27 protein-coding genes are annotated in these 24,312 nt (G+C 58.8%); all 27 read right to left on the bottom strand.

Annotated features, from left to right (window positions below; genetic code table 11):
- Window positions 1–74: 74 nt before the first annotated feature.
- On the bottom strand, window positions 75–830 hold the full coding sequence (gene fliR, locus RZS28_RS12645; RefSeq protein ID WP_407338101.1) for a flagellar biosynthesis protein FliR: 756 nt from the start codon (window positions 828–830) through the stop codon (window positions 75–77).
- Complete coding sequence (gene flhA, locus RZS28_RS12640; protein WP_407338100.1) at window positions 827–2,917, bottom strand: flagellar biosynthesis protein FlhA; 2,091 nt, start codon at window positions 2,915–2,917, stop codon at window positions 827–829. Before flhA ends, fliR begins: the two co-directional genes overlap by 4 nt.
- 214 nt (window positions 2,918–3,131) lie before the next feature.
- Window positions 3,132–3,398: a flagellar biosynthesis protein FliQ gene (gene fliQ, locus RZS28_RS12635; protein WP_407338099.1), complete on the bottom strand. Its 267-nt coding sequence runs from the start codon at window positions 3,396–3,398 to the stop codon at window positions 3,132–3,134.
- A complete protein-coding gene (gene flgD / locus RZS28_RS12630; RefSeq protein ID WP_407338098.1) occupies window positions 3,398–3,808 on the bottom strand; it encodes a flagellar hook assembly protein FlgD in 411 nt (136 codons plus the stop codon). Before flgD ends, fliQ begins: the two co-directional genes overlap by 1 nt.
- Window positions 3,809–3,834: 26 nt before the next feature.
- Window positions 3,835–4,245: a flagellar biosynthesis repressor FlbT gene (gene flbT, locus RZS28_RS12625; protein WP_407338097.1), complete on the bottom strand. Its 411-nt coding sequence runs from the start codon at window positions 4,243–4,245 to the stop codon at window positions 3,835–3,837.
- Window positions 4,246–4,253: 8 nt separating this feature from the next.
- On the bottom strand, window positions 4,254–4,601 hold the full coding sequence (gene flaF / locus RZS28_RS12620) for a flagellar biosynthesis regulator FlaF (protein WP_407338096.1): 348 nt from the start codon (window positions 4,599–4,601) through the stop codon (window positions 4,254–4,256).
- A gap of 33 nt (window positions 4,602–4,634) precedes the next feature.
- Complete coding sequence (locus RZS28_RS12615) at window positions 4,635–5,678, bottom strand: flagellar hook-associated family protein (RefSeq protein ID WP_407338095.1); 1,044 nt, start codon at window positions 5,676–5,678, stop codon at window positions 4,635–4,637.
- A complete protein-coding gene (gene flgK, locus RZS28_RS12610; protein ID WP_407338094.1) occupies window positions 5,675–7,174 on the bottom strand; it encodes a flagellar hook-associated protein FlgK in 1,500 nt (499 codons plus the stop codon). The genes RZS28_RS12615 and flgK overlap by 4 nt, the downstream gene beginning before the upstream one ends.
- Before the next feature lie 34 nt (window positions 7,175–7,208).
- Window positions 7,209–8,459: a flagellar hook protein FlgE gene (locus RZS28_RS12605; RefSeq protein ID WP_407338093.1), complete on the bottom strand. Its 1,251-nt coding sequence runs from the start codon at window positions 8,457–8,459 to the stop codon at window positions 7,209–7,211.
- A 233-nt stretch (window positions 8,460–8,692) separates the two neighbouring features.
- Complete coding sequence (locus tag RZS28_RS12600; RefSeq protein ID WP_407338092.1) at window positions 8,693–9,367, bottom strand: response regulator transcription factor; 675 nt, start codon at window positions 9,365–9,367, stop codon at window positions 8,693–8,695.
- A 206-nt stretch (window positions 9,368–9,573) separates the two neighbouring features.
- Window positions 9,574–10,041: a transglycosylase SLT domain-containing protein gene (locus tag RZS28_RS12595; RefSeq protein WP_407338091.1), complete on the bottom strand. Its 468-nt coding sequence runs from the start codon at window positions 10,039–10,041 to the stop codon at window positions 9,574–9,576.
- 49 nt (window positions 10,042–10,090) lie between these two features.
- Entirely contained in the window at window positions 10,091–12,247 is a 2,157-nt protein-coding gene (locus RZS28_RS12590) for a flagellar hook-length control protein FliK (protein WP_407338090.1), read from the bottom strand.
- Entirely contained in the window at window positions 12,244–13,467 is a 1,224-nt protein-coding gene (locus RZS28_RS12585; RefSeq protein ID WP_407338089.1) for a chemotaxis protein, read from the bottom strand. The genes RZS28_RS12590 and RZS28_RS12585 overlap by 4 nt, the downstream gene beginning before the upstream one ends.
- Entirely contained in the window at window positions 13,464–14,669 is a 1,206-nt protein-coding gene (locus RZS28_RS12580; protein WP_407338088.1) for a MotB family protein, read from the bottom strand. Before RZS28_RS12580 ends, RZS28_RS12585 begins: the two co-directional genes overlap by 4 nt.
- 4 nt (window positions 14,670–14,673) lie before the next feature.
- Window positions 14,674–15,303, bottom strand: a complete 630-nt coding sequence (locus tag RZS28_RS12575; RefSeq protein WP_407338087.1) for a hypothetical protein — start codon at window positions 15,301–15,303, stop codon at window positions 14,674–14,676.
- The gene (fliF, locus tag RZS28_RS12570; protein WP_407338086.1) at window positions 15,300–16,949 is read right to left on the bottom strand and encodes a flagellar basal-body MS-ring/collar protein FliF; all 1,650 of its coding nucleotides are present in this window, start codon (window positions 16,947–16,949) and stop codon (window positions 15,300–15,302) included. The genes RZS28_RS12575 and fliF overlap by 4 nt, the downstream gene beginning before the upstream one ends.
- Before the next feature lie 138 nt (window positions 16,950–17,087).
- Complete coding sequence (locus RZS28_RS12565; RefSeq protein WP_407338085.1) at window positions 17,088–17,969, bottom strand: flagellin; 882 nt, start codon at window positions 17,967–17,969, stop codon at window positions 17,088–17,090.
- 188 nt (window positions 17,970–18,157) lie between these two features.
- On the bottom strand, window positions 18,158–18,892 hold the full coding sequence (gene fliP / locus RZS28_RS12560) for a flagellar type III secretion system pore protein FliP (protein WP_407338084.1): 735 nt from the start codon (window positions 18,890–18,892) through the stop codon (window positions 18,158–18,160).
- Window positions 18,889–19,314 (bottom strand): flagellar basal body-associated FliL family protein, encoded by a 426-nt coding sequence (locus RZS28_RS12555; protein WP_407338083.1) that lies wholly within the window; start codon window positions 19,312–19,314, stop codon window positions 18,889–18,891. Before RZS28_RS12555 ends, fliP begins: the two co-directional genes overlap by 4 nt.
- 101 nt (window positions 19,315–19,415) lie before the next feature.
- Complete coding sequence (gene flgH / locus RZS28_RS12550) at window positions 19,416–20,117, bottom strand: flagellar basal body L-ring protein FlgH (RefSeq protein ID WP_407338082.1); 702 nt, start codon at window positions 20,115–20,117, stop codon at window positions 19,416–19,418.
- Window positions 20,118–20,600: a MotE family protein gene (locus RZS28_RS12545; RefSeq protein WP_407338081.1), complete on the bottom strand. Its 483-nt coding sequence runs from the start codon at window positions 20,598–20,600 to the stop codon at window positions 20,118–20,120.
- 132 nt (window positions 20,601–20,732) lie between these two features.
- Window positions 20,733–21,830 carry a flagellar basal body P-ring protein FlgI gene (gene flgI / locus RZS28_RS12540; protein WP_407338079.1) on the bottom strand — a complete coding sequence of 366 codons (1,098 nt, stop codon included), beginning with the start codon at window positions 21,828–21,830 and terminating at the stop codon, window positions 20,733–20,735.
- The gene (gene flgA, locus RZS28_RS12535) at window positions 21,830–22,324 is read right to left on the bottom strand and encodes a flagellar basal body P-ring formation chaperone FlgA (RefSeq protein ID WP_407338078.1); all 495 of its coding nucleotides are present in this window, start codon (window positions 22,322–22,324) and stop codon (window positions 21,830–21,832) included. The genes flgI and flgA overlap by 1 nt, the downstream gene beginning before the upstream one ends.
- Window positions 22,321–23,109, bottom strand: a complete 789-nt coding sequence (gene flgG, locus RZS28_RS12530) for a flagellar basal-body rod protein FlgG (protein ID WP_407338077.1) — start codon at window positions 23,107–23,109, stop codon at window positions 22,321–22,323. The genes flgA and flgG overlap by 4 nt, the downstream gene beginning before the upstream one ends.
- 9 nt (window positions 23,110–23,118) lie before the next feature.
- A complete protein-coding gene (locus RZS28_RS12525) occupies window positions 23,119–23,436 on the bottom strand; it encodes a flagellar hook-basal body complex protein FliE (RefSeq protein ID WP_407338076.1) in 318 nt (105 codons plus the stop codon).
- Complete coding sequence (gene flgC / locus RZS28_RS12520; RefSeq protein WP_407338075.1) at window positions 23,433–23,855, bottom strand: flagellar basal body rod protein FlgC; 423 nt, start codon at window positions 23,853–23,855, stop codon at window positions 23,433–23,435. The genes RZS28_RS12525 and flgC overlap by 4 nt, the downstream gene beginning before the upstream one ends.
- A gap of 3 nt (window positions 23,856–23,858) precedes the next feature.
- Window positions 23,859–24,239, bottom strand: coding sequence for a flagellar basal body rod protein FlgB (flgB, locus tag RZS28_RS12515; RefSeq protein WP_407338074.1), 381 nt, complete (start codon window positions 24,237–24,239; stop codon window positions 23,859–23,861).
- Window positions 24,240–24,312: the final 73 nt, after the last annotated feature.

Below are 24,312 nucleotides of genomic sequence, written 5' to 3'. Positions count from 1 at the left end.
CCGGGCGCTCCCTGGAGCTCGGCGAATGCGCCGCGGCGTCTCGGGATCGCAATCAACCAACCGCATCATTGAGCTCAACCCGTCGACAGCCACGCGGAGAAGCCCGCGGTGAATAGCTCAAGGAACTGCTTGCAGGTTGCGTAGAGCAGAAACAAACCTCCCGCGATCACGCCCGGGGCCGTGATAAAATAAATTGGTATTTGAGGCGTCAACTTGGCCGCTAGTCCTACCGCCAGATTTACGATCAGCGAATAGACAATGAAGGGGCTGCTAATTCGAAGCGCGAGGAAGAATGACTTGGATAGGCAATCGCTCACCTGCACAAGGGCGAATTGCGCGTTGAATTCTCCCGATACAGGGATTGCAGCATAGGAATCGATCAAACCGCGCAACACCTCCCAATGAAGGTCGGTCAGGAAGAAAAGCATTGTCGCTCCGAGGGTGAGCAGGGTGGCGACCGCCGGCAAGGGCTCGGCTTCATCTATTGACGTCGCGAGCGGGCTCGCGAGGCCGATCGCCGTTGCGATCGCGGACCCGAGCGTTTCGAGCGCGCCGAAAAAGATCCGGCCCAGGAATCCGATGAGCGCGCCAATCACCAATTCCGTAAAGAGAATCAAGATTAAGGCAGTCGGCGCCGCACCGATCAATCGCTTCTCGATCACGCCGGAGAAAAGGGGCGTCAAAGCCAATGTGACGGCGAATGCGATGAACAGCCTGACATTCGCGGGAATTCGCGGACTTGAAACTCCCGGCATCAGCATCAAGCAGGCGCCAATTCGGCAGAACATCACGAAGGCGGCTAGAACCGCGTTCGTTCCGACCGCGGTCATGAAATCGTTCCGAGCGACTTGATCTCGACGCCGCGCGCGATCTCGAGATGCGATAAGACTGGCAAAGTCGCAAACAGACGTTCAATGACCATGCGAACATAAGGCCGCGCTTCCGGCGTCGCGACAAGCGCGAAATGGTGGCCTTGATCCATGCGTTCCCGGATAGCAGTGGATGCGGCATTGCTGAATTCCTCGACCATCGCCGGATCGAGATCGAATTCCACGACTTCCCCCTTCGCGTCGCGCTTCAGGCTTTGGTGGAAAGCCAAGTCCCACCTATTGCCAAGGCGTAATAATTTAACGACGCCGCCATCAGCCAGATCGCCGCAGATTTGTTGCGCCATGCGCATGCGCACATGCTCGGCGATCTGCTCCGCCCTCCGCACATGTGGCGCAATTTCTGCAATCGCCTCGAGAACAAGATGGAGGTTGCGGATCGAGACCCGCTCCGCGAGCAGAAGCTTCAAGACCGCCTGCAATCCGGAGTAGGAAATCTGGGACGGACAAATGTCGTCGATCAGGCGCTTGTAGTCCGGCCCAAGCCGATCGAGCAAGGCGCGCATATCCTTGTAGGAGAGAAGCTGGGCAAGATTGTTGCGGATGACTTCGCTCAAATGCGTGAGCAGCACCGAAATATTGTCAATGGGGTTAAAGCCTTCCCGCTTCAGCTCGCTTGCGAAAGCCTGGGAGATCCACACCGCTTTCATGCCGAAAGCCGGTTCGCGGACTTCGTCCCCAGGCAAATCCGGTCTGCGCCCATCGCCCACGACGACGAGGAAGTCCCCAATGCGAAGTTCATGCGCCGCAACAGCGGTCCCATGAATTTTGATCTGATAGCCCTTGGTCGGAATCGAGAGACTATCGGAAAGCTTGATGTCTGGCACGACGAAGCCATATTGCCGAGCGAATTTGCGCCGCATCTTTGCGACCCTGGCGGCCAGCTCGTTATGCGAAACGAGCAGCCTTGTCGCGAGCTGCTTGCCGAGACAGAGCTCAATCTCAGCTGACTTGATGGATTCCTTGACCGAGTCCTTCGCCTCTCGTTGCGCGAAGCGCTCGGCTTCAGCGGCCTTCGCCTGCTCTTTTTCCTGCTCCTTGGCGAGGCGCTTTGGAACCGTGTAGCCGACAAAGGCGAATATCGCGCCGAGGACAGCAAATGGGAAGAAAGGCAGCCCCGGCACGATCGCCATAGAGAACATGAGCAACGCCGCGACGAACAAAGCCCGAGGATATTTGACGAGCTGGTTGAGAACCGCCTGCTCGGTCGCGCCGCGCGTCCCGCCCTTAGAGACCAGAAGCGCAGCCGCGAGGGAAACAATGAGCGCAGGAATTTGCGAAACGAGCCCGTCGCCGACGGATAGTTTCGTGAAAACGTCCGCGGCCTGTCCGAGCGGCATATTGTGGCGGGTCGCGCCTATAACGATTCCGCCGAAAATATTGACCGCCAAGACGATGAGGCCCGCTATCGCGTCGCCACGAACGAACTTGGAGGCGCCGTCCATCGATCCGAAGAACGAACTTTCCTCCTCGAGCTCGCGGCGCCGGCGCTGCGCTTCCTTATCGTCGATCAGCCCTGCGGACAAATCGGCGTCAATCGCCATTTGCTTGCCAGGGATGGCGTCGAGCGTGAACCGCGCGCCGACCTCGGCGATGCGCGTGGCGCCCTTTGTGATCACCACGAAATTTACCGTGATGAGTATGGCGAAGACAATGAGCCCTATGACGAAGTCGCCGCTCATGACAAGCTTCGAGAAGCCGCCGATTATATAGCCGGCTGCGGTCAATCCTTCAGGACCGTTCGAAAGGATCAGCCTCGTCGTCGCAATGTTAAGCGCCAAGCGCAACAAGGTGGCCACAAGGAGCACGGTTGGAAATGCCGAGAAATCCAGCGGCCGTTGAATCCACAGCGCGACCATCAGAATCAGAACCGAAAGCGCAATCGAAAACGCCAGGCCGATATCGATCAAGAATGCCGGAACCGGCAGAAAGAAGATCGATAGAATCGCAATAATGCCGGCGGCGAAGCCAATGTCCCGCGTGCTTTTGCGTTCGACGCCGGCGGAGGCCGGCAAAATTAGGTCAGCCATGGACGCTCCTCGCCCCGATGTTGCTTTCGAACCTGAACGGCAAACCTTGCGTGAATGTGGCGATGATTAAAGCGCCGCGAAGACTGGCTGGGCGCATCCCAGCCGGCGCACGTTTTTTCCGGCGCATATCCACGTTTAAAGTCACGGTCAAGCGAGCTGCGCTCTGCACGGCGCCGGAGCGCATCACGTCTCCGTCAAATCCGCTACGCTGGGATCAAAATCCTTTTTCGATCCGTGAATATACGTGTTCGGTGAAAGCATAGATCTGACCGCCGATGAAAGGCGCGCCGATCGTCAGCACAATGAAGATGACGATGATCTTCGGAACGAAGGTGAGCGTCATCTCTTGAATTTGAGTCAAGGCCTGCAGTAGGGCGATGATCAGTCCTACGGCCATCGCCGCTCCGACAGCCGGGCCCGAGCCGATTATAATGGTCCAGAGAGCCGAACGAATAAGCTCGAGCGCGTCGGCCTCGTTCATTACGAGCCGACCGTCACGCCAGAGCCAAGAACGACTGTCTCGCCATTGGTCAACGTCGCGGTGGCGCCCCCGTTTGAAGAGGTCTGAACGGAGGCGACGGTTCCACTTGTTGAACCGTCAGCGGACGTCACAGTCGAGCCGATGATATTTTTGGCCTGCGCCGACAGCAAGGCGTCGAGAGTTGAGTTGGTCTGCACTTGCTGCTCGACGGACGAGAATGACGCGAGCTGACTCATATATTGAGTTGGATCGGTTGGATTAGTCGGATCCTGATTCTGCAGCTCGGCAATAAGGAGTTTCAAAAATTGATTGTAATCAACTGTCGCTGACGACACGGATGCGCTTGATGTCGACATGGAGGACGCTGAGGACGTGGCGTTTGCTACGGCGCTTACATTGCTGACGGACATGGTGACACCTTTTCAAATGGCGGCCTTCAGGCCGCCTGCGTAGGCGAGGACGTCCTGCCGCCCGCCAATATTTCCGCTTCGATCGGAAGGAGCATGCGGATCGCCTTCAATGCGTCGAAGACCCGGTTCGAGTCGATAAGCGCCTTGACGCCGCGTAGCCCAGCAAGCAGGCGAGGATGTTCGGAAATGTCGATGATCATGCGAACCGATTTTTCAAACATGTCGCGCGCCGTCGCCGTATCGGTCGGATTCATCAACATGATCTGCACAATAAAATAGAGCTGACGCAGGGGAGTGGTTGCATCCTCGACCTTCATCACATGGGCCTCGAGAAGGAACGTTGCGTCATTCAGGAGTTCGAGGGAGACCTTCCTATCGGCGCATAGGACAGCCCCGTTAATATAGATCTTCTCGCCGGCCCGAAGCGAAATATGCATTGCCAGCCTCACTTCAAGCCATCACGAATGATAGCGCAGACTTCGATAAGCCCAAGAAAGCTTTCGGACCTTCCGATGCGGATCAAATCAACCTCCTTGAGGATCCAGACTCCTACCGAAACGAGATCTGCGCGCAACACGTCCGGGAGATCATTTTCCGGCGCAACAAGATCCTCGACGAGAGCCCGCCACAACGTGCTGACAAAGGACAGCGCCTCCGCTGCCGCAGGCGATCTGACCCCGGCCGCCTGAGCCTTCTCGAGAAGCCCAATCGCATGTTCAAGCGCCCGCCGCTCGCGATCGCGGCACTCGCTCGGATTATCTATTAGGTTTTCAGCGTAACTGATTTGATACATGGTCGCCCATTGGATCTCTGACCGCGTTCGATCTTACAGATATTTCACTAAGCTTAGCTGCTGGAGCTGCGACGTCAAAGAATAGGATGTCTCGATTTGTGTCTGGAGATCAGTGATCCGGGTCGCGACCTCATATGTATTTACGCTTTCGAGGTCGCTCACCTGGGTTGACAATAGATTCATTTGTAATGACATTTGGTCCGTGGCGTTCGTAACGGTCGTTTGGACGACGCCGACATTCTCCTGCAGGCTGGTGAGATTGCCGATCGCCGAAGTCAGTAGGCCCTCCGCCGTGCTGACGACCGCCCCGTAAGCGCCAGAGCTGAGATTTTGAGTGCCGAGATCGGCGACCATCACATAGGCTTGCGCCAACTGTCGAAATGCGGGCGCATTAGCGCTGACTGATGTATTTTCTGTCTGGGTCGGCGAGATCTGATTCGTCAATGTCTGGCTGGATGCGGAGGACCAATCGCTCGTCCAGTTCGAACCTTGGAACAGCGAGGCGAACTGATTGTCTAGGAAACTCTGAATGGCGGCGCCGCTAATGCCCGAAACGCCCGCGCTCGACTGCGACATGCCGAATGCGGCGGAAAAAGCAGCGTCGACAGCTTGCTTATTGGCGGCCGACGCCCCGTAATAGTCCGTGATCGGCGCATTGCCGGTGTTTTCGCCGGCGAAGATATATTCTCCATTGAGCGACGAATTCAGGCTGGAAAGCATTGACTGAAGATTGCCTGTCGCAGTCGTCTGAACTGTGCTCTCATTCGACGTAGCGCCATTGGTCTCGATCAGAGAATTGAGCAGGTTCTGCGCCGAGCTTTGCAAGCTGCTCAAGACGTTCTGCGTTGTGCTAAGACGCGTAGACACGGTCGAGTTTGTGTCGGAGATCGTCTTCAAGAAAGAGCCTTCCGCTTGAAGCGACACGCTTTCGCCGGTCTGCGCGCCAAGAGAGAGCCCGATGTCGGCGTAATCACCGGTTGAAAGCTCTGTTTGGCTCGCCGCAAGCTCGGACTGCATCTTGAGGACAGACTGCCGCATCGAGGACGAGATCGATTGAGTCGATATGTAGGAGGTCATGCTGGGATGTTCTCTATATCGGTCATGAGTGAGCGGAACATGCTGTCAATCGCAGTTATCAGCTTTGCGGAGGCTGAATAAGAGTTCTCGAGATCAAGCATTTTTGACATCTGATCATCCAGATTGACGCCTGTCGCATTCGACATGGCCGTCGTTGCGGTGCTCAACAGGGTATCCTGATAGCTGGTTTCGGACGATGCCTGCGATCGCTCGGCTTCAAGCCAGCTGACTGAAGCGGATGCGTAGCTGCTCAGGCTCGCGCTAGTTATTATGCCGCCATTCGAGCCGAAACTTTGCGTCGCCTGCAAATTGTTGAGCAGTTCTGAGAGGCGCCCAGAGTAGCTCGCATTGCCGCTCGTGTTATACGTATAGTTCGAGTTTGAAGTGTCGGAGATGCCGCCGTCGCGCAGGAGATTGGCGTTGCCGCCCTGGCTAGGATCGACGCTTGCGTTCACCGTGATTTCGCTCGCAAGTCCAGTGAAGCTGGTGGGAAGCGAGGTTGCCCCAGAGGTGGTGAACAAACCTGGCAGGCTTGGTCCCGCGCCAACCTGATCGCTTTCCGAGAAATTGCTGATGAGGGCGCCGGCGATATTGTCCAGTTGCGCCTGATAGGTCACGGCGACAGTATCGCGCAACGTCGCGAGGCCGGCAAGCGCGCCGGATGTGATCGGCATGGCGGCGGAGCTGCCCGTGATGGGAACGCCATCAACATAGACTGCGTTGCCCACAGTAGCCGATGTATAAGTGTTGGTGGGGGTGAAAGTCACAGTTCTCGCAACGCCGCCCTGGAATAAGGTCACGCCGCTATCCGTGTAGATCGACATGTCATTGTTTTGGCCGACTGTCGTAACTATGCCAATTTGTTGCGAGAGCTGCTTTAGGATATTGTCGCGTTTATCCTGTGCATCCGTGATGTCGGCGCCGGTCGCCGATCCATTGGCGATTTGCGTGTTATCCGTCTGAAATTGCCTCAGAAGCGAGTTGATGGTTTGGACGGATGCGCTGATCCCGGAATCAGCCTGTTCACGCACCTGCTGAACCGTGGCCGAGGCGCTGTTAAGGCCGCTTGCCACTGCGTCCGCCGCCGAGACCGCATTGGCGGCGACGCTGGAATCGCTTGGCGAGGCCTCATAAGACTGAAGAGCGTTGGCGAAGTCGCTTAGCAAAGCAGCGGGGGAACTCGCGCTCGATGTCCCGGACGCGCTGCTGGACACGTCTCCAATCGTCTGATTGAGCGAGGCCAGCCCCGAGGAAATAGCGTCCTGTGTCGCTGAGGCCGCAGTCGACGATAAGACATTTTCAAACACGGCCTGATTTGATGCGCGCGTCACAGAAACGACCTGGGCGCCGTTCGAGATCGTGGAGACATTCGCGATCTTTAACGAATATGTCGCCGTGTCGCTGTTGCCGGAAATGTTCCGCGATAGCACGGATGTTTCCGCCGCCACTGCGGCCAGCCCGGATTGCGCAATGAGCGCGGCGCTCGAAAGGCTCATGATCCACGACCTGCTTGATTGGAGCCAGCCCGCTTTATTTCACAAGATTGTTGAGCTCGCTCAGAAGAGTGGAGCCGACCTGAAAGGCCTGTGAATTCGATTCATAGGAGCGTTGCGCCACGACCATATTTGTGAGCTGCGTCGCCAAGTCCACCGTGGACGATTCGAGCTGCGACGACTTGATCGAGCCGAGCCCGTCTTGCCCCGCATCTCCGACCACGATATCGCCGGATTGGCTGCTTTGTTGGTAAACGTCGCCGGAGAGAGACGTGAGATTGTCGGCGCTCGGCACATTCGCAAGAGGTATGTCGTAGATGGCTGTTGTAGTGCCATCGGCGTAGACCTCGGAGAGAGTGCCGTCGGAGCTGACTTGCACGCTTTGAACGGCGCTTGGCGCATTGCCATTCGTCGTCGCCGCTGAAACCGCGAAGGAAGAAGCCAATTGCGTCGCCCCCGAAATGTCGAGGTTGAGCGTCTGGCCGCCCGGGATCGCCAATGAGAGCGTTGTCGGACTCGTCAAACCGCCATTTGCCGCGCTGAAATTCAGCGTCTGAGTCGTCAAAGCGGCGGTGGAATAGGGAAACCCTCCGCCTGAAGCAGCGTCGGCGGCATTGTAGACCGACACCTGCCAAGTATTGGCGGCGGTCTTGCTGAAATAGACGTCGAGCTTGACCGCGTTTCCAAGATTGTCATAGGTTACAAGCGATGACTTCGACGTATATGTCACAGGCGCCGTATTGCCCCCAGGGAGATTGCCGGCGTCGACCGCGGCGGTCGAATCGAGATTCGCAGTCAACGTCCCCGTGGTCGATGGCGTCGCCGTGAGCGCAGCGCCCGTGACATTCGCGACCTGCAATGCTCCGACGCCATCGGCCGCGGTCTTTCCTGAAGCAGTGCTATAACCCAACAACTTGTAGCCAGCGGAGTTGACAAGATCGCCCGACGCATCTGGCATGAATGATCCCGCGCGCGTCAAATATGTGTTTCCGTCGGCGCCCTGCACGAGGAAGAAGCCATTGCCTTGAATAGCTAGGTCGGTCGACGATGTCGTGTTGGCCAGGCTGCCTTGCTCAAGCACATTGTAGCGAACCAATGTCCCGACGCCGCCCGCATTATAGGCGGAGGAAGAAGAGCTTATTTGGTCGACCAGATCCTGGAACGCCGTCGAAGCCTGCTTGTAGCCGGTTGTATTCGCATTCGCGATATTTTCCGAGATCGTCGCGAGATTGGTGGCTTGCGCCGACATTCCCGACACGCTCGCGCTCAAGGCGCTGAAAAGGCTCATCGAAGATTCTCCGCTTTTGGATGGAGGCGAGTAAACCGAATAAAGCTTGCCTGGACCTTGCCGCGCTCTTTTCAAATTCGCGTGGCTTTCAGCCCTTGCCGTCGTAGACAGATTGCAAGACGGGAAGGCGCGCGTGCGCACGGAGCCCGCAGGCATGATTCCCTGTAACGTTCTCGTAGAGCGGAGAAAACGGCTTGCCTGCCGCAGGGATATTGAAGGCCAATTCAATAAGCTCAGACGCAATCGTCGAGACGATATCCAAGATAACGCACCGAATTGATTGGATCGTAGCCGAGCTGCCGGCGCAATTTCTTGCGCAGCTTGCTGATATGGCTTTCGACGACATTCTCTTCGACGTTCTCGTCGAAAATCCCATAAATGGAATTGAAAATCTGCGCCTTGCTGACCCGTCGCCCACGGTTGTTGACGAGGTATTCAAGGATTCTGCGCTCGCGCCGCGGCAGTGGCAGAACGGCCCCTTTGAGCTCCGGATCCCTGCCGTCGAAAAAGACGCGCAGCTCGCCCACGACCGCCGAATCTTGCTCGTGTTCCCGCCGCCGCTTGATCGCGCCGACCCGCGCGAGAATCTCACGAACGTGAATCGGCTTGCGCACGACATCGTCGACGCCCGCCGCGAACAGATCGAGCGTCTGCTCCAGGGAAGGCGTCTCATTCATAGCGATCAGCGGGGCGCGAGAACGCTCTCGGATCATTTTCGGATAAATTTGCCGGTCTCTGCAATCGCCGAGCAAAAAGGCCTCTACGGCGCCAAGGTCGGCGTCCGCGACCGTCGTCACCCATTCGCGGAATTCGTCGGGACAAAATCCGGTTGAAGACACGCCTTCGCTGCCAAAGCGGCAGGAGTAGCCAGATGTGACAATTTCACGTTCGTCAATTATCACAAACACTGAAAGCCCCCTGAATCAGTTCTCCGATCCCGCTAACGATAACGATCTATGGTAGATCGTCAAACATTTATTCACTTATAGGTTGTATTTTTACGCGCTCGACGCGGACGCGCCTGACTCTTGCCAAACGGGCCGACCTCCGCTTGAGGGCCGTCGCGGAGCGCCCTGCATCATCTTCGACTGATCCCGGCGAAGGGGCCTGCGACTCATTGACAGAACGTGCGGGCGTTCGCCGTCCATGCGCCAAGGCCGCTCGCCACCATGTTGGCGATCACCTGGCACACATAATGTCTTTGCGCGGGATTATTGTTTGGCCCTGCATGATAACGCGCGGCGGCCAGCGTCCAGCTCCCTTCCCTCGCCTTCAGCAGCTTGAGAAAACGCGCGGCGTAATCGACGTTCTCGCGCGGGTCGAACATAGCCTCAAGGGAGCGGAATTGACTTGAATGAAAATGATGATTGATCTGCATGCAGCCTATGTCGATCAGCTTCGCACCGCCCCTGCGCGCCGCTTCAAAACGACGTAGGGCGTCGCTTAGGTTCTCCGGAAAAACCGACGGACCCTCGATATTGAGAGCATAAGGGTGCAGAGAGCCCCGCCGTCCGGTTTCGGACATGCCGACGGCATAAAGCACGGCCAAAGGGATCTCGTATTTCATAGCGGCGCGCGTCATCTCGCGCTCACAAAGATTGGCGGGATCGGATCCCGCAGCGGCTTTGCTCTCAGACGTAAAGATCGCCGCCAGCAGCCCTGCGGCCAAGACTGTCCGGAAGATCGTCCGATGTCGAGCTTTGCGGCTGTTCGCGATCCCTTTGCGTCGATGAACGATCATTGGCGCTTCGCTCTCCATATTGCGACGCGCCCGGGGTCGGCGCTTGCGGGCTTGCTTGAGAATTCGCTTGGCCGGCGGATTGATCACTCCCGCCTTGACCGGCGCCAAAGCCGCTCTGCCCCGTCGCGCCTGGACCATCGCCAGCCTTGACGACCAGCGCATCCACTGAATAGCCCGCCGCATGCAGCCTTCCGACGAGCAGATCTTTATCGTCGCCGATCATGCGCATTGTCTGCGGATTCGCCGCCACGACTTGCAATTCGAGCCGCGCCCCAGAAAGGCGCAATTGAATCGTTACGCGGCCCAAGCTCTCCGGTTCGAGTTGCAAATCCAGCGTTTTGACGCTCGATGTCGCAGGTTGCGATCCGCCGGCGCCCGCCATGCCGGCGGCTCCGTTCGATTGCGCAGCCGCGGTCATGCTTGAAGAGATGGCGGTCGGACTGAAATCAGCGGCGATGCGATCAATGATTTGCTGAGTCGGCGAAAGGCCGGCGGCGGGGGGATAATGAGTGTGCTGATCGAGAATCGTGATCTTGACCGGCGCCGCATTTGAGAAATTGGCGCCCGGATCGCTCGATGCGCTCGCTTGCTGCGCGGCAAATTCTTGTTCAAGTGTTTGGGTGGCTCCGCTCGTCGGCAGGTTCAAAGTTTGAAGCAGGTCCGGCTCCTGATTCGCACCGCGGCCCATTGCAGGATCAGGCGCCGCGCGCTGGGACAGGGAAGCGACTTGAGCCGCCTGCTGCGCCGCTCCGGCGGTTGAAGAAATCGCCCTGGATGCCGCCGCCGATGGGAGGAGGGACCCCTTCGCTGCGGACAGCGGCTCTGACGTCGTCGCCGTTGCTTTGATCTCATCGTCGAAATCCGGCAGGGTCGCTGAAATGACATTCGGCGCCGGCGGGAATTGAACGGGTGATGCGCCAGGCGCAAAGGATGCAGAGGCCGAAGGCGGCGCCCCGGTGGAAAGCTCTTTCGTTGCGGCGAGGGACGTTGAGGCTGCCGGAGCGGCCCCCCAGCGCGGCGCTCCAACCAATGTTCCTAGCGCCGCCGGCAGCCCGCCAAAAATCGCAGCGCCGGCAGGAAGCGGACCGCTGGATGAAGACTCCGGTCCAGCGTGGCTATTTTTTCGTGAGACGTCGCCCTTCGCAGAAGCCGCATTGGACGTTTCGCTCCCGAACCCGGACGGTTTCGTTGATTCTGAAGTGAGCGTCGAATCGGATCGAACTGGCGCCGCGCTGGGGGCCATGGCGGCGGCGGAAGCCGTCGCCTTAGGCGATGACGTCCCATTACCTGACGCCGAATCTTCGTGGAAGGCGCCAGGACGCGTCGATACGGGAGAGCTGAAAGTCGTGGAGCCGTCGGCAAGAGAACGGCTGGGTGGAGAAGCCGTTCCGGCTATACCGTCTTCTTGCCGCGCGTCGTCAAAAGCGGAAATCGGATAAAGCGGATCGCCGTCGGACGCAAGCTTAGGATCTCCTGGCGGCGCGGGGGCGGGAGCGGCCTCGCCATCCTGCGCTCGAGCGGCCTGCCGCGCGGCGGACGGAGGGACCGATAAATCTTGGCCAAAAACGACGGCCTGCGCCGCAGCTGTTTTCGATTCGTCCAGCATGCCGCCGATCGCAGCAACCGTTGTTATCGCCTCGGCGCCGACCGACAATTCGCCATTCGCCCCGCCGGTTGGAGCTCCATCAGCAGCATCGGCGCCCTCCCCCGCCGCGGACGCGAAGCTCGACGCGCCGTTCGTCGTTGTTGGCGCCGTTGTTGTTGGCGTGGGGGCGTCTTGCTCAGCCGCCCCTATCGAACCGGTTTTGAACAGGAAGGATTGATGGACCAGCCCAGGCATCGTCGACGAGGACTGGCTCGCTTGAGAAGCTGCTCCGCCAGTCTGCCCGCTGCGAATCGACAAATTCGAAAGAACGTCAGCAAACGCGTCGGTCGCACGCGCATCCGAGTGAAGGCCGTCCGATGAAGCGGCTTTCGAGTCCCCTGACGCGCCCGATATGTCGAGGAGCATGGGACGATTTTGGGCGAAGCCGTCGACGCTGTTCATGGCGCGCCTCGCTTCAACAGCGCCTCGGTTTGGCTGAGCGCCCCTTGCGCAGCGTCGATGAGCGCGGCGGCCGAAGAAGCGGTCGCGCCCGCATCCCGGAGAACCGGCGCAACGGCTTGGATCGGCTCAGGCCCAATTGACGCCTGCGGTTCTTCAGGACCTTTGCCGATCTGCTTCGCGATAGCGGCGACGGCCTCTTTGAGCTCCGCGTCATGTTTCGGCAGCCGCGCCCCGTCCACGCTTTGGAGTTCGCCAAGACCGCTTTCGAGAGAGCTCGTCAGGATCAGCGTCGCCGCCTCATAGAGCTTGGAACGCGCCCCCTCGATGCTGCCGATTTTCGACAAACGGACGGCCTGCTCGGCGGCGAGCCGAGCCGGCCCGATCTTTCCATTGACGATGCCGGATTGAGCAATCTTCAAATAGAGGCGGAGCCGATCCGCGGCGTCGAGCTCGCTCAGCAATTTATCGACTTTGGCGAATCTGGCGACGTCGCCGGTCAGGCCGAAATGCGTGACCGATTCCGAAAAACGCTGGCGAAAGTTGTCCGCGTAAACAGAATGCTGAAAGCGCCGGATATATTGGCTCGACAAGGCGGAGAATTTTTCCAGGTCGCCTGCTTCATCGGCAAGAAATATCTCGCGCCGCAGGGCTGCCTCCTCGACCAATGTTCCCGGCCCAAGAATGCGGGCTTCATCGAGCAGTTGCATCGCTTTGCCGGGATCATCCTTGGCGACAAGCGCCGACTGCGCGATCGCGACATGCCCCCCCAGCGTCGATGTTAAGGCTTTCGCATCGACCGGCAGCAGAATCTGTTTCGCCTTGGCCTCCCGCCCCTCGACATAGGCGAGCGCTCCTTCCATCAGATGCGCTTCGCCCTCGGGACTAACTCTAAGCTCGAGGATTTTTCTGATGACGCGTGGCTGTCCGCCGCTCAAAGTATAGACCACAGCCGCGCGGACATTTTTCGCGTCCCGCCAGGCTGCGGGATCGGCGGCGAGCAGACGCTCCGCGATCTGCCCGATCAGCTTCGGCAATTTGACCTGCGCGTCGGCGTTGCCCAGAACGACCTGATCCTGTATCGCCTGCATCGACCGAACGATCTCGAATGGCTGCTTGCCGCGGGGTTCGAGCTGACCCCGAGCTTCCTCCTGCGCAAGCGCGTCGCCGACGCCGGCGCAAATGACAGCCAGCCCGAGCGCGAGTTTCGCTACCCCTCTCATGGCCTTTCCTTTCTCAGCAAGATTTCGATCCTTCGGTTCCCGGCGGCGGTCGGATCATTGGGAAATTTCAGTCGCCGGTCGGCATAGCCCTCGATTTTCTCGAAGCGCCTTTCATCCAAGCCGCCGCGCACCAGCATGTAATGAGCCATGTGCGCCCGAGCGGCCGAGAGCCGCCAATTATCATATGTCGCCGACTTGTAGGGACGTCCGTCCGTATGCCCACGGATGACGATCGAACCGACGCGCGTCTTCAGAAGCCGCCCGATCTTCCCCATAATTTCGATGGTTTTCGGCTGCGGTTCGGCCGAGCCGACTGCAAACATCATATAGTTGAGATCGTCGGTCAGGCTGATGAGAACGCCTTCGTCCGTGCTCTGAACTTCAATGTGCGGAACATTTTGCGCGCGAGCTTCCAATTGCGCCGCATTGAATATTTCTGACCTCAACTTCACCGTCTCAACATCATTCGCTTGCGCCGCCTCGCCGCCGGCGCGTTCGTTCGCGCCCTTTGCGGAGCGCGCCCGCGGCTTGGCCTCCGGCTCCGGCGCTTGGAAAGGGGCGGCCGCATCGCTCGCCTCCAGTGAAGCGTGAGCTTCCGGCGCGTCCGTCGCTTTTGCTACGGCCTTGCCTTTCTCGGGAGCCAATGCGGCTTGCGCCTTTGGCTCGGGCAGATGCGGAACGGTCGTAAAAGGATCCTTGAACGTCTCCGACAGATCCGAAGGCGCCGCCATTGGCGTTTGAGCGGCGTCGGAGTCGAGCTTCGGGGCCTCCGCGCGCGCATCCGCCACGATCTCCGCGAGAACCGCATAAGGGTCGCGAAACAGCGCAGATTCCGAATGGGTCGGCATTCTCGCGGCTGTCTCCGAATTGACGTCCTTCATCCAAAGCGGCGATCGATTCGGCGAAGGGTCTGTCGTCGTTTCCTTGATGCTCGGCCCGGCGCCCATCTCTGTTTCCTTGGGATCGCGAAATCCCTTTTTCAACGTGGTCATATCGACGAGCTTCACCGGGTTGAAATATTGCGCCACCGCCCGCTTCGTCTTGTCGCTGGTCGAACTGATCAGCCATAGAACGAGAAACAGCGCCATCATCGCGGTCATGAAATCGGCGAACGCGATTTTCCAGGCGCCGCCATGATGCTCCTCCTCATGGGTGGCGCGCCGTCTTATGATGACAATTTCCTGGGGTTCCTTGTCCGACACGAGCTCACTCCGACAATGCGTTGATGCGCTCGATCCACGCTTCGATCCGCGTTTCGATAATTGTTTGATCGGCGACAACCTTGACGTCGGCCGACTGATTCGCCGCATATTCGATTGCGTCGGGGAAGCGCGAAAGTCTCTCGCGCAACGCGGCGAGAAGATCGGTTGGGCCGCTGATCTCGACGATTGGGTGCTCCCTGCCTCCGAGCAGCGCGCGAACGTCATCGCTGAGCTCATCGACAGCCTTGCGGCGCAGAAGATCGATGAGAAAGGCGCGCAGCACGCGCGCCACGCTCGCCGCTATGCTCGCCTCGATCGCAGCGAACGCCATAAGGAGTTTTTCGGCTAGCCTTTCGCTCTCATCCTTCGTCCATCTCTCGCGATCCGCCGAAAGACGCCCCTCGAACAGAAGCTTTTCTTGCGCCAGCGCCGCGGCATGTTCGGCGCGGGCCGCCGCCAAACCCTCGGCAACGCCCTCCTCCCGCGCCATTTGGATCAAAAGGAGATGATCCTCGGCAGGCGCCTGAACCGCCAGGGGCAAGCACGTCAATTCTTCTTGCGGGGCGGTCACGGCGTCCGGTGGATTTCGTGAACCAAACCGCGCTAGATATTGCGCCACGGGGCGAGCGGTCATGCATGCTCTCCTTGATGCATCCACTGCTTCAGAATCGCCGCGGCTTGCTCTTCGTCGAACTCGACGATTTGCTCGAGGCGCTTCTGCGGCGACCGCCTCGGAACATTGGTGAGATCCTCGATCAGGCTGATGTTCCCTTGGCCGCCCCAATTTTGCAGTTGCGGCCTCACCTCACCGTCTGTCTCGATCCCGGCGAAATTTTCGAGCGCCGCCAATTCCGCAGGGGCGTCGACCGCGTGGTCCGGGGCGACGAAGATCGCGCGCGCCGCGGGCCGCAAGCCAAACCAGATCAGCAGCAATGTTACGATCAGCACCGTCGCCGCATTCAGCACATTGCCGGACTGGCGCAACAGCAATTCGGCGACGGCCGGCGGCGGTTGCGGCTCGAGCTCATGTCCTGCATCGACGAAATCGACAGCGGAGATCTTGATGACGTCACCACGCTCCTTGTGCGCCCCCGCTGCAGAGGCGACCAATTGCTCGAGCTCGCTCATTTGCTGCTCGATGGCTTCAGGCGTCGCTTTATCGCCAAGCGAGACGGTAAGGCTGGCGCGATTGACCAGCACCGCGACCGATAGGTTGTCGATTCCATAGCCGCCGCTAACCGTGGTTATTGTTTTTGACGAAAGCTCGTAATTCGTCAGCTCCTCGCGTTTCTGATTTTCCTCATTCGACTGCTTGCCGTCATCTGCCCGCGTCGTCTCCTGCGGCAGATTTCTCTCGACGGTAGCCGGCGATTGGCTGCTGGAGTTTTGCGAGACCTGATTCTGCTTCGTGACCCGAACCGATCGTTCGACGCGCGAGTCCGGATTGAAGATCGTCTCATTCGTCTGTTTCTTGTCAGTGTTCAGCCGAGCAGCCACGCTGATCTGGAAATTGCGCAAGCCGAGATAAGGCGCCAGCGTCTTGCGAATATTGTCGAGAATTTCCTGCGACACTGTCTTTTCCAGCGTGAGCATGCCGCCGGGGGCCGTGTCGGCCAGGTCGTTGCCGGACGCCAGAAGCGCGCCCTCGGTATTCAGAACCGTAACCTCCTCCATCTTCATCCCCGGCACGGCCGCGGCGACGAGATGGCGTATGGCTCTTGCGGCGGAGACGTCGTCGCCTGTCTCGGATCGGATGACGACCGACGCCGACGGCGGCTGACGCGTGCGCCGAAACGAACCCTCGTCGGGCATGACGATGTGGACCCGAGCGGCCTTAACGCCGCGCATCAGCTGGATCGTCCTCGCCAATTCGCCTTCGAGCGCCCTCACGCGCGTCACTTCCTGCATAAAGGACGTCAGGCCGAGAGAGCCCAGCTTATCGAAAAGCTCATTGCCCGCGTTCGGGCTGTTCGGCAGCCCTTTTTCCGCAAGCAGCATTCGCGCGCGCGCAGTCTCGCCGTAGCGCACCAATATTGTATTTCCGTCGGCATTCACGTCGAACAAAATATCGGCTTCTTTGAGCGCCGAGCCGATCCGGCTCACATCCTGTCTATCGAGGCCCGCATAAAGGACCTCGAGCGCAGGCCGACTCAGAAAATAACCCGCCAGCCCAGTCATGACGAAAACCGACAGGCCGATCATCGCGAGTGCGATAAGGCGTCGCGAGCCAAGCTTTTGAAGACTGGCCCAAAGCCGCTCGATTTGTTCCCGCCCTGTCATTCACCGCCTCGATCGTGCCCGTCATTCACAAGCACAAATCTACGCCGGCAAACTTGCCCAGGGATTGCAAAAGAAAAGAGCCGCGCTCGATGACGAACGCGGCTCTGACGCACTTGGTCTCGTTTCAGGGCGCTAGAACTATGCTCCAAACAATTTCAAAATGAGCTGAGTGTTCGAGTTCGAAATGCTTAGCGCCTGAACGCCAAGTTGCTGCTGAACCTGGAGAGCCGCGAGCTTGGTCGCGGCCTCATTCATGTTCGCGTCCACGAGCGAACCAACGCCAGTGGTCAGCGAATCGCTCAAATTCGAGACATAGGTCTGCTGCGTGGAAAGGCTCGTCGTCGTTGCGCCCAGCGTGCTCGCGGCAGTTGTGATCGAGCTGAACGCGGTCTCGACGTCCTTCAGCATATTGGCGAGATCGCCAGAGGTCGCTGTGGTGATGTTGAGCGTCAGGATCGAGGCTGTCGTATAGTTGGCGCCGCTCGCGCCGAGGATGCCGCTCGTCGCACCGGTCGTCGCATTGAACAGAGCCGTGTTGGATGTATTCACGCTGAGATAGCTGACGCCCGACGTCGAGTCATAGGATGCGACAAGATTGACCGTGCCGCCCGTCGTCTCAAGAAAATTCTGCCCGTTGAAATTCGCCGAGCTGCCGATGCTGACCAAAAGAGACTGCTGCGAGCTGATGTCGCTCTGGATCTTGGTCAAATCGGCGCCGGGGTTTGAGGCCGATATAAGATCGTTCTTTATAACATCGACCACAGAAAGCGTGCTCGTCAGCGCCGAGCTCATCGTCGACACCAGCGACGAACTTTCGCTCAGCGCATCCGAGACTGCGCCGAGGGCGCCGATATTGGAATTCATCTTGGTGGCGATCGACCAATAGGCCGCATTGTCCGCAGCGCTCGAAATGCGCAGTCCGGTCGAAACCTCGCTTTCGGTCTTGCTCAAATTGCTTTGCGTCTGCGTGAGCGCCGCAAGCGCGGTCATCGCGGATGTGTTCGTCAGTAGGCTTGACATTGGATGTCCCTTGTTTGGTGTAAGGTGCGGGGACATACCGGATTTGCGCCGGTACGGCAGGGCGGCATAATGCCTTTGGATCGTTATACTCTGTCCAACCTGCCGTGCGCTCTTGTTATCAAACCATCCTTGCGCAAGGCTTAATGACCGCGTCTACATGCGCATCCACGTTTACAACGCATAAGATTTTATGCAAAAGATCGCACTAGGCTTCCGATCAGCAGGCTCCAGCCGTCAATCAGGATGAAGAAGAGGATCTTGAGCGGAAGCGCGATGACGGAAGGCGGCAGCATCATCATTCCCATCGACATGGTCAGCGTCGACACAATCATGTCGATGACGAGAAATGGCAATGCGATCAGGAAGCCGATCTCGAATCCGCGCCGCAGCTCGGAAATCATAAAGGCGGGAATCAACACTCGGATCTCGCCCTGAGACTGATCCTTCGTTTTGAAGCTGTCCTTCGCGAGCTCCTCGAAAAGCTTCAAGTCCTTGTCGCGGACCTGCGCCATCATGAAATCCCGAAACGGCTCGACTATCTTGCCGAACGCCTCCTGCTCGGAGATGCTGTTATCCATCAAAGGCTTTACGCCCGTTTCCCAGGCCCGTTCGAAAGTCGGCGCCATGACATAGAATGTCATGAAAAGAGAAAGACTGATGAGAATCAAATTGGCCGGCGTGCTCTGCAACCCGAGGCCAGAGCGCAGGAACGACAAGGCGACGACAAATCTTGTGAAACTCGTAACCATCACGAGCAAACCTGGCGCGACGGACAGAACCGTTAGCAGTGCGACGAGCTGAATAATCCTGCCTGCCGCGCTTCCGCCTCCCGCGGGAATGAGCGCGTTGAGGTCCGGCGTTTGCGCCGCCGCGGCTGTCACAGAGAGAGCCACAAGGATTAGACCGAGCGATAATCGATTCACTGCGCCACCAGCGTTTGAATGATGAGCTCGCGCACTTGCCCCTCAGAGCGAATTGCGGCGCGCTCGTTCAAGTCTTCACGCAAATGCTGCAATCCGCTCGCCCCGCCGATCTGCGCTAACGACAAGGTCCTCATAAAGCCGAGAATGTCTTCGGCAATCTGGGCGGCGACCACGTCCGGCTTCAGCATGGCTTTTCCATTGAAGACGATCGAGGCCTGCAGCCTCACCCAAGCATCGGGAGGGTCAGCGAGATTGGCGACAATCGGCGGCAGCTCCCGTAAATCCATATCGCCCGTATATTTTGGGCCGACCTCAGGCAACCTGGATTGTTCGCTATTTTGCAACGCCTTCTTCACTGTCTCCGCAATATGTTGGCCCAAAACAACGCCGAGAGCGATCGCGACGACGGTAAGACCAATCATTGCGCCAATCCAAGCAAGCGTCGAGATTCCCGGCGACGTCGAGGAACCTATGAGCCGCGCCGGCTCTTCACTCCTGGCCATCATCACGCCATCCAGACTTTTCAAAGAGGCTTGAACCAATCATAGATCTGCTGACCGATCGCCGGCTGCTGGACTTCCATGATTCTTCCACGACCCCCATAGGAGATCCGCGCTTCGGCGACCTTGTCGTAGGATATTGTGTTGTCCTTGGATATATCTCTGGGACGCACGATTCCTGCGACGTTCAGCAATCGCAGCTCGAAGTTCACACGCACCTCTTGCGAGCCGCTGACGATCAAATTGCCGTTTGGCAAAACGTCCGTGACGACGGCTGCGACCGATAATTGAATTTTTTCCGAACGATCGATGCTTCCCTGACCTTGTGTTGAAGACAGGGCGCTCGAGGTAAACTGCGGGTTAAGTTCGAAGGTGTTTTTATTGACGCCGAGCTTATAGTCGAAAGCTGCGTTGACCTGCGCGTTGAGAGAGCGATCCGTGGCATTGCCGAAAGTCGCGCTGTCGTTGATAGCAATATTGACAGTGACCACGTCGCCGATCTTGGCCGCCCTTGGGTCGCTGAAAATATCCGCGCGGTTACCGTTCCATATCGTCTGGGCGCGCGGCTTTTCTGTCTGAAGGAAGACGGCGCTCGCGGAAGGCTGCACGTCGGCCACGAGCCCGGTGCCAACCGGACTCATGACCGGCTCCTTGCCGATGTCCTGGATATAGCCGGCGCAACCGCCCACCGAGCCCGCGAGAAAAAGAACAACTGCGTATCGCATCTAAGACTTCTTCCCGTCCGGCGCGGCGTCGGGTCCCGCCATCAAGCGGGTCAAACGCGCCGCCCGGCCAGCCTCCATTTCATTGAGGAGGGCGCCGGCGACGCGTGATGAAAGCTTGGTAAGAATGGCCGCCGCCATGGCGTCGTCCATCGCTGCAAGCTGCAAAGCGGCGGCCTCCGGCCGCATGCGCGCGTAGATGGCGACGATGCTCTCCGTCGCCTGCTTCAGCGCATCGTCCCGCTTGCGCAGCCAAGCGACATATTCCGCCTTTTTCGCGTCAAGCTCGACAATGCGCCGCCGTATCTGCGCCTCCAGCTCAAGCAGCCTGGAAGTCTGCCAGCCAATCCGGGCGTCGCCGATTATCGCCGCGTTATTTGCGCAAAACTGCTGAACGTCGGTCTGGGGCGCCCTAGCATCCGCCGGCTTCGCTGTCGCCGCTTTCGTCTCGTCAAGGGAAAAGCTTGGCGTAGGCATGCAAACCATGCCGATCATCGCGCAAGCGGACAACGAGCTAAGAAGCGACAATGCACGTATCATAGCGACGAGGAACTCCAGCGCATGCCGCGAAGAATAACTCAATAAGCTTGCACAAGGCTGATCGACGGCGGCACAGGTTTATTGAACGATGAGATCAGCATGCAGGGCTCCCGCCGCCCTGATGGCTTCAAGGATCGCTATGATTCCCATCGGCTTCAGACCGATTTGATTCAATCCGTTGATCAAGCTGCGCAGACTTGCGCCCTTGACGAGCGCAATCTGGCCGCCGGTCTGATCGCCATCAATTTCCGTGCGGGGCAACACGACGGTCCTGCCACGCGAGAAAGGCGCTGGCTGAGATGCGATCGGAGTCTCGTTGACCCGGACGATTAAATTGCCATGCGTCACCGCGACAGTGGAGATCCGGACATCCTGACCTATGACGATGGTTCCGCTCCGCGCATCAATGACCACGCGCGCTGGAATGTCTGGATCGACCAAGAGATCGCCAATTTCCGCCATGAAGCGGGATGTTCCGATCCGCTGCGGCTTCATCAATGCGACTGACCTTTGATCTTGTTCATGCGCCAATCGCTCGCCATACCGCTGGCGGCCATATGCGTTGATCGCATCGACGATCCGCACTGCTGTGTTGAAATCAGGGTTCTTCAAGACAAGCGTGAGCGGCCCGATGTCATTGAGGCGGCCCGGAATTTCGCGCTCAATCAATGCTCCGTTCGAGATATGCCCCGCCGTCGCTACGTTGACGGTCACGCTCTCGGCCTGTCCCGACGCGGAAAAGCCGGAGACCGCAACCTGTCCCTGAGCAATTGCATAGGTCTGCCCGTCGACCCCCAAAAGAGAGGTTAGGATCAAGGTGCCGCCGAAAAGGGAGGTGGCGTCGCCGAGCGAAGAGACGGTGACGTCGACTCGCGAGCCCGGCTGGATGAAGGGCGGCAGTTCCGCGGTCACGAGCACCGCCGCGATATTGCGCGTGCGCTGCTGGATTGCCCGAATATTGACTCCCATGCGATCGAGCATCGACTGTAGCGCCTGTTCGGTAAAGGTCGAATTGCGCAATGTATCGCCTGTGCTTTGCAGGCCGACAACGAGGCCGTAGCCGATGAGCTGATTGTCGCGCACGCCCTGCAGGTCCGCGATATCCTTTATGCGAACCGAAGCCGCGGCGGAAAAGCCCGTCCCGCAAAGCAGAAGAATCAGAAGGATTCGCAACATCAGCCGCCGCTCACGCGAATGGAGCCGTCCGACTGGACGGTTCCGGAGATTGTCACTCCGCTATCCAAGTTGCGGACAGAAATGACCTCTCCGACGCTGCCCGATTGAAGCGCGGCGCCGTAGGTCGTGATGGTGAGGCCGCCTTCTTCAAACACCATCTTGACTTTCGCGCCGTTCGCCACGGCCTTCGGCTCCATGATCGCGTTCCATGGAATAGGCGCGCCAGGCAGCAAAGTGCGTCTTGCAACCTTGCCGACGATCGTCGCTCGACTATCGATCAGGGCGCCTTTCGCGCCGATGAAACTTGACGAAAACTCTCGATCGACGAGCCATGCGTCCTTGATCGAGTCGCCTGGATAGATCGTGATCGTCGGCACCGGAAGGACATTTGATTCCGCGGCGCGGAGCGAGCCGAAGCAGACAAACGCGCAGAACGCGCAAGCCCCGGCGACAATCGAGCGAAAGAGCGGCGTCGCCTTGTCCATCTTGGTCATCCCAAATTTTTCGATACTGTGGCGGCCATGTCGGAGGCTGCCTGAATCACCTTTGAATTCATTTCGTAGGCGCGTTGGGCCGAGATGAGATTGGTGATTTCCTGCACCGGATCGACGTTGGAGCTTTCGAGATAGCCCTGGCTTACGGTCGCAAAACCAGGATCGCCCGGCAAGCCCACAACAGGCGCGCCGGACGCCTCGGTCTGGCGGTAGAGATTGTTTCCCATCGGCGTCAACCCCGCCTCGTTGGCGAAATTCGCGAGCGTCAACTGGCCGATTTGCTGCGTCGTCGTCTGACCGCTCAAGGTCACGGAGACCAGCCCCGACTGGCTGATCGTCACATTGAGCGCATTTGTCGGGATGACCATAGTGGGGTTGACCAAATATCCGTCGGCGGTGACAACCTGCCCCGTTCCATTCGTGTTGAAGGCGCCGGCGCGCGTGTAGACAGTCTCTCCGTTCGCGTCCGTGATCTGGAACCAGCCGCGCCCGTTAAGCGCGACGTCAAGGCTATTTCCGGTATTCGCCAGAGTGCCTTGTATGTGCAGATTACGGATCGCTGCAGTGCGAACCCCGAGGCCTAGCTGCGCGCCTTCAGGAATCGTGCTGTTCTGACCGCGATTCGAGACGCCTTGCAAACGCTCGGCCTGGTAGAGCAGATCAGTAAATTCAGCGCGCGCGCGCTTGAACGCGGTGGTGTTGATATTGGCGATATTGTTGGCGATGACCTGGACATTCAAGTCCTGAGCGGCCATGCCGGTCGCGGCAATCGAAAGCGCTTTCATCTTATTTTCCTATATCGCCATCTGGCTGAGCGCTTGGTAAGCGGCGACAATCTTATCGCGGATCGCGACCGCGGTATTGAGCGATTGCTGGGCGCTCATCACCGACTCGACGACTTGCTGGACCGAAGCCTTGCCTTGAAGACCGGCGATTGACGTCGCTTCGCCGGTCTTGAGGGCGTTGACCGCATCCGCCGACGCATCGGCGAGGACCTGACTAAAATCGACCCCGGCCGAGCTCACCGCACCGGCTTTGTCAACGGCTTGCGACGCTGCGGCCGGAGCCGCAGCCCCGAGCGCTGAACCTAGAAGGGAAAGAGCGGCTATCATGATGAATTCCTCAAGAGATCTATGGTCATAGAGCACAGATCGCGGGCCTGCTTGACGATCTGCAAATTGGCTTCATAGGATCGATTGGCTTCCCTCATGTCCGCCATTTCCATGACCATGTTGACATTGGGGAGCTTGACGAATCCATTCGAGTCGGCCGCCGGATTGCCAGGGTCGTGCTCGACACGGAAAGGCGCACGATCGACGCCGACGCTTTTGACAGCCACGAGATCGACGCCAGTCGCCCGGTCCATCTCCGCCGCGAATGTCACCATTTTGCGGGCGTAAGGATTCGCGCCGGGCGTAAGCCCCGTCGATTGCGCGTTGGCGAGGTTTTCCGACACGACACGCAGGCGGGCCGATTGCGCTTCGAGCCCCGCCCCCGCAATCCTGATTGAGGCTTCGAGTGGATCGATCATGGCTTACCCCTTGACGCTCGCAGTCAACATTTGGCTGAAGGCCTTTACAATGCTCGTGTTCAACGAATAGCTTCGGTTGACCTCGCCCGCCTTGATCATCTCCTTCTCCAGGCTCACGGAGTTTCCCGAATGCGTGACCTCCCAAGCGCCGTCGTCTTTGGCCGCGACCGCGTCCGGCGCCAAAGGGTCGAGGCCGAGATGACCCGGATCCGTCGCCGCCATCCGAAGCGAAGCATTGCTGAACACCTCCTCGAACGGCGCAACCTCGCTAGCCTTGAAGCCTGGCGTATTTGCGTTCGACACATTTTCCGCGACGGTCTTTTGGCGCACTGAGAGCCAACGCGCCTGTTGGGAGGCAATGTCGAAAAGGTAAATTGGTCCCACGCCGAAATCCTCTGCAGGCCCGCGCCCAAGATCCGGTTTAAGCAAGCCACCTTGCACGAGGCTGGCCGATGCG

It is taken from the genome of Methylocapsa polymorpha, assembly GCF_045689225.1.
Taxonomy (GTDB): domain Bacteria; phylum Pseudomonadota; class Alphaproteobacteria; order Rhizobiales; family Beijerinckiaceae; genus Methylocapsa; species Methylocapsa polymorpha.
This window is presented reverse-complemented; position numbering and strand designations above follow the sequence as displayed.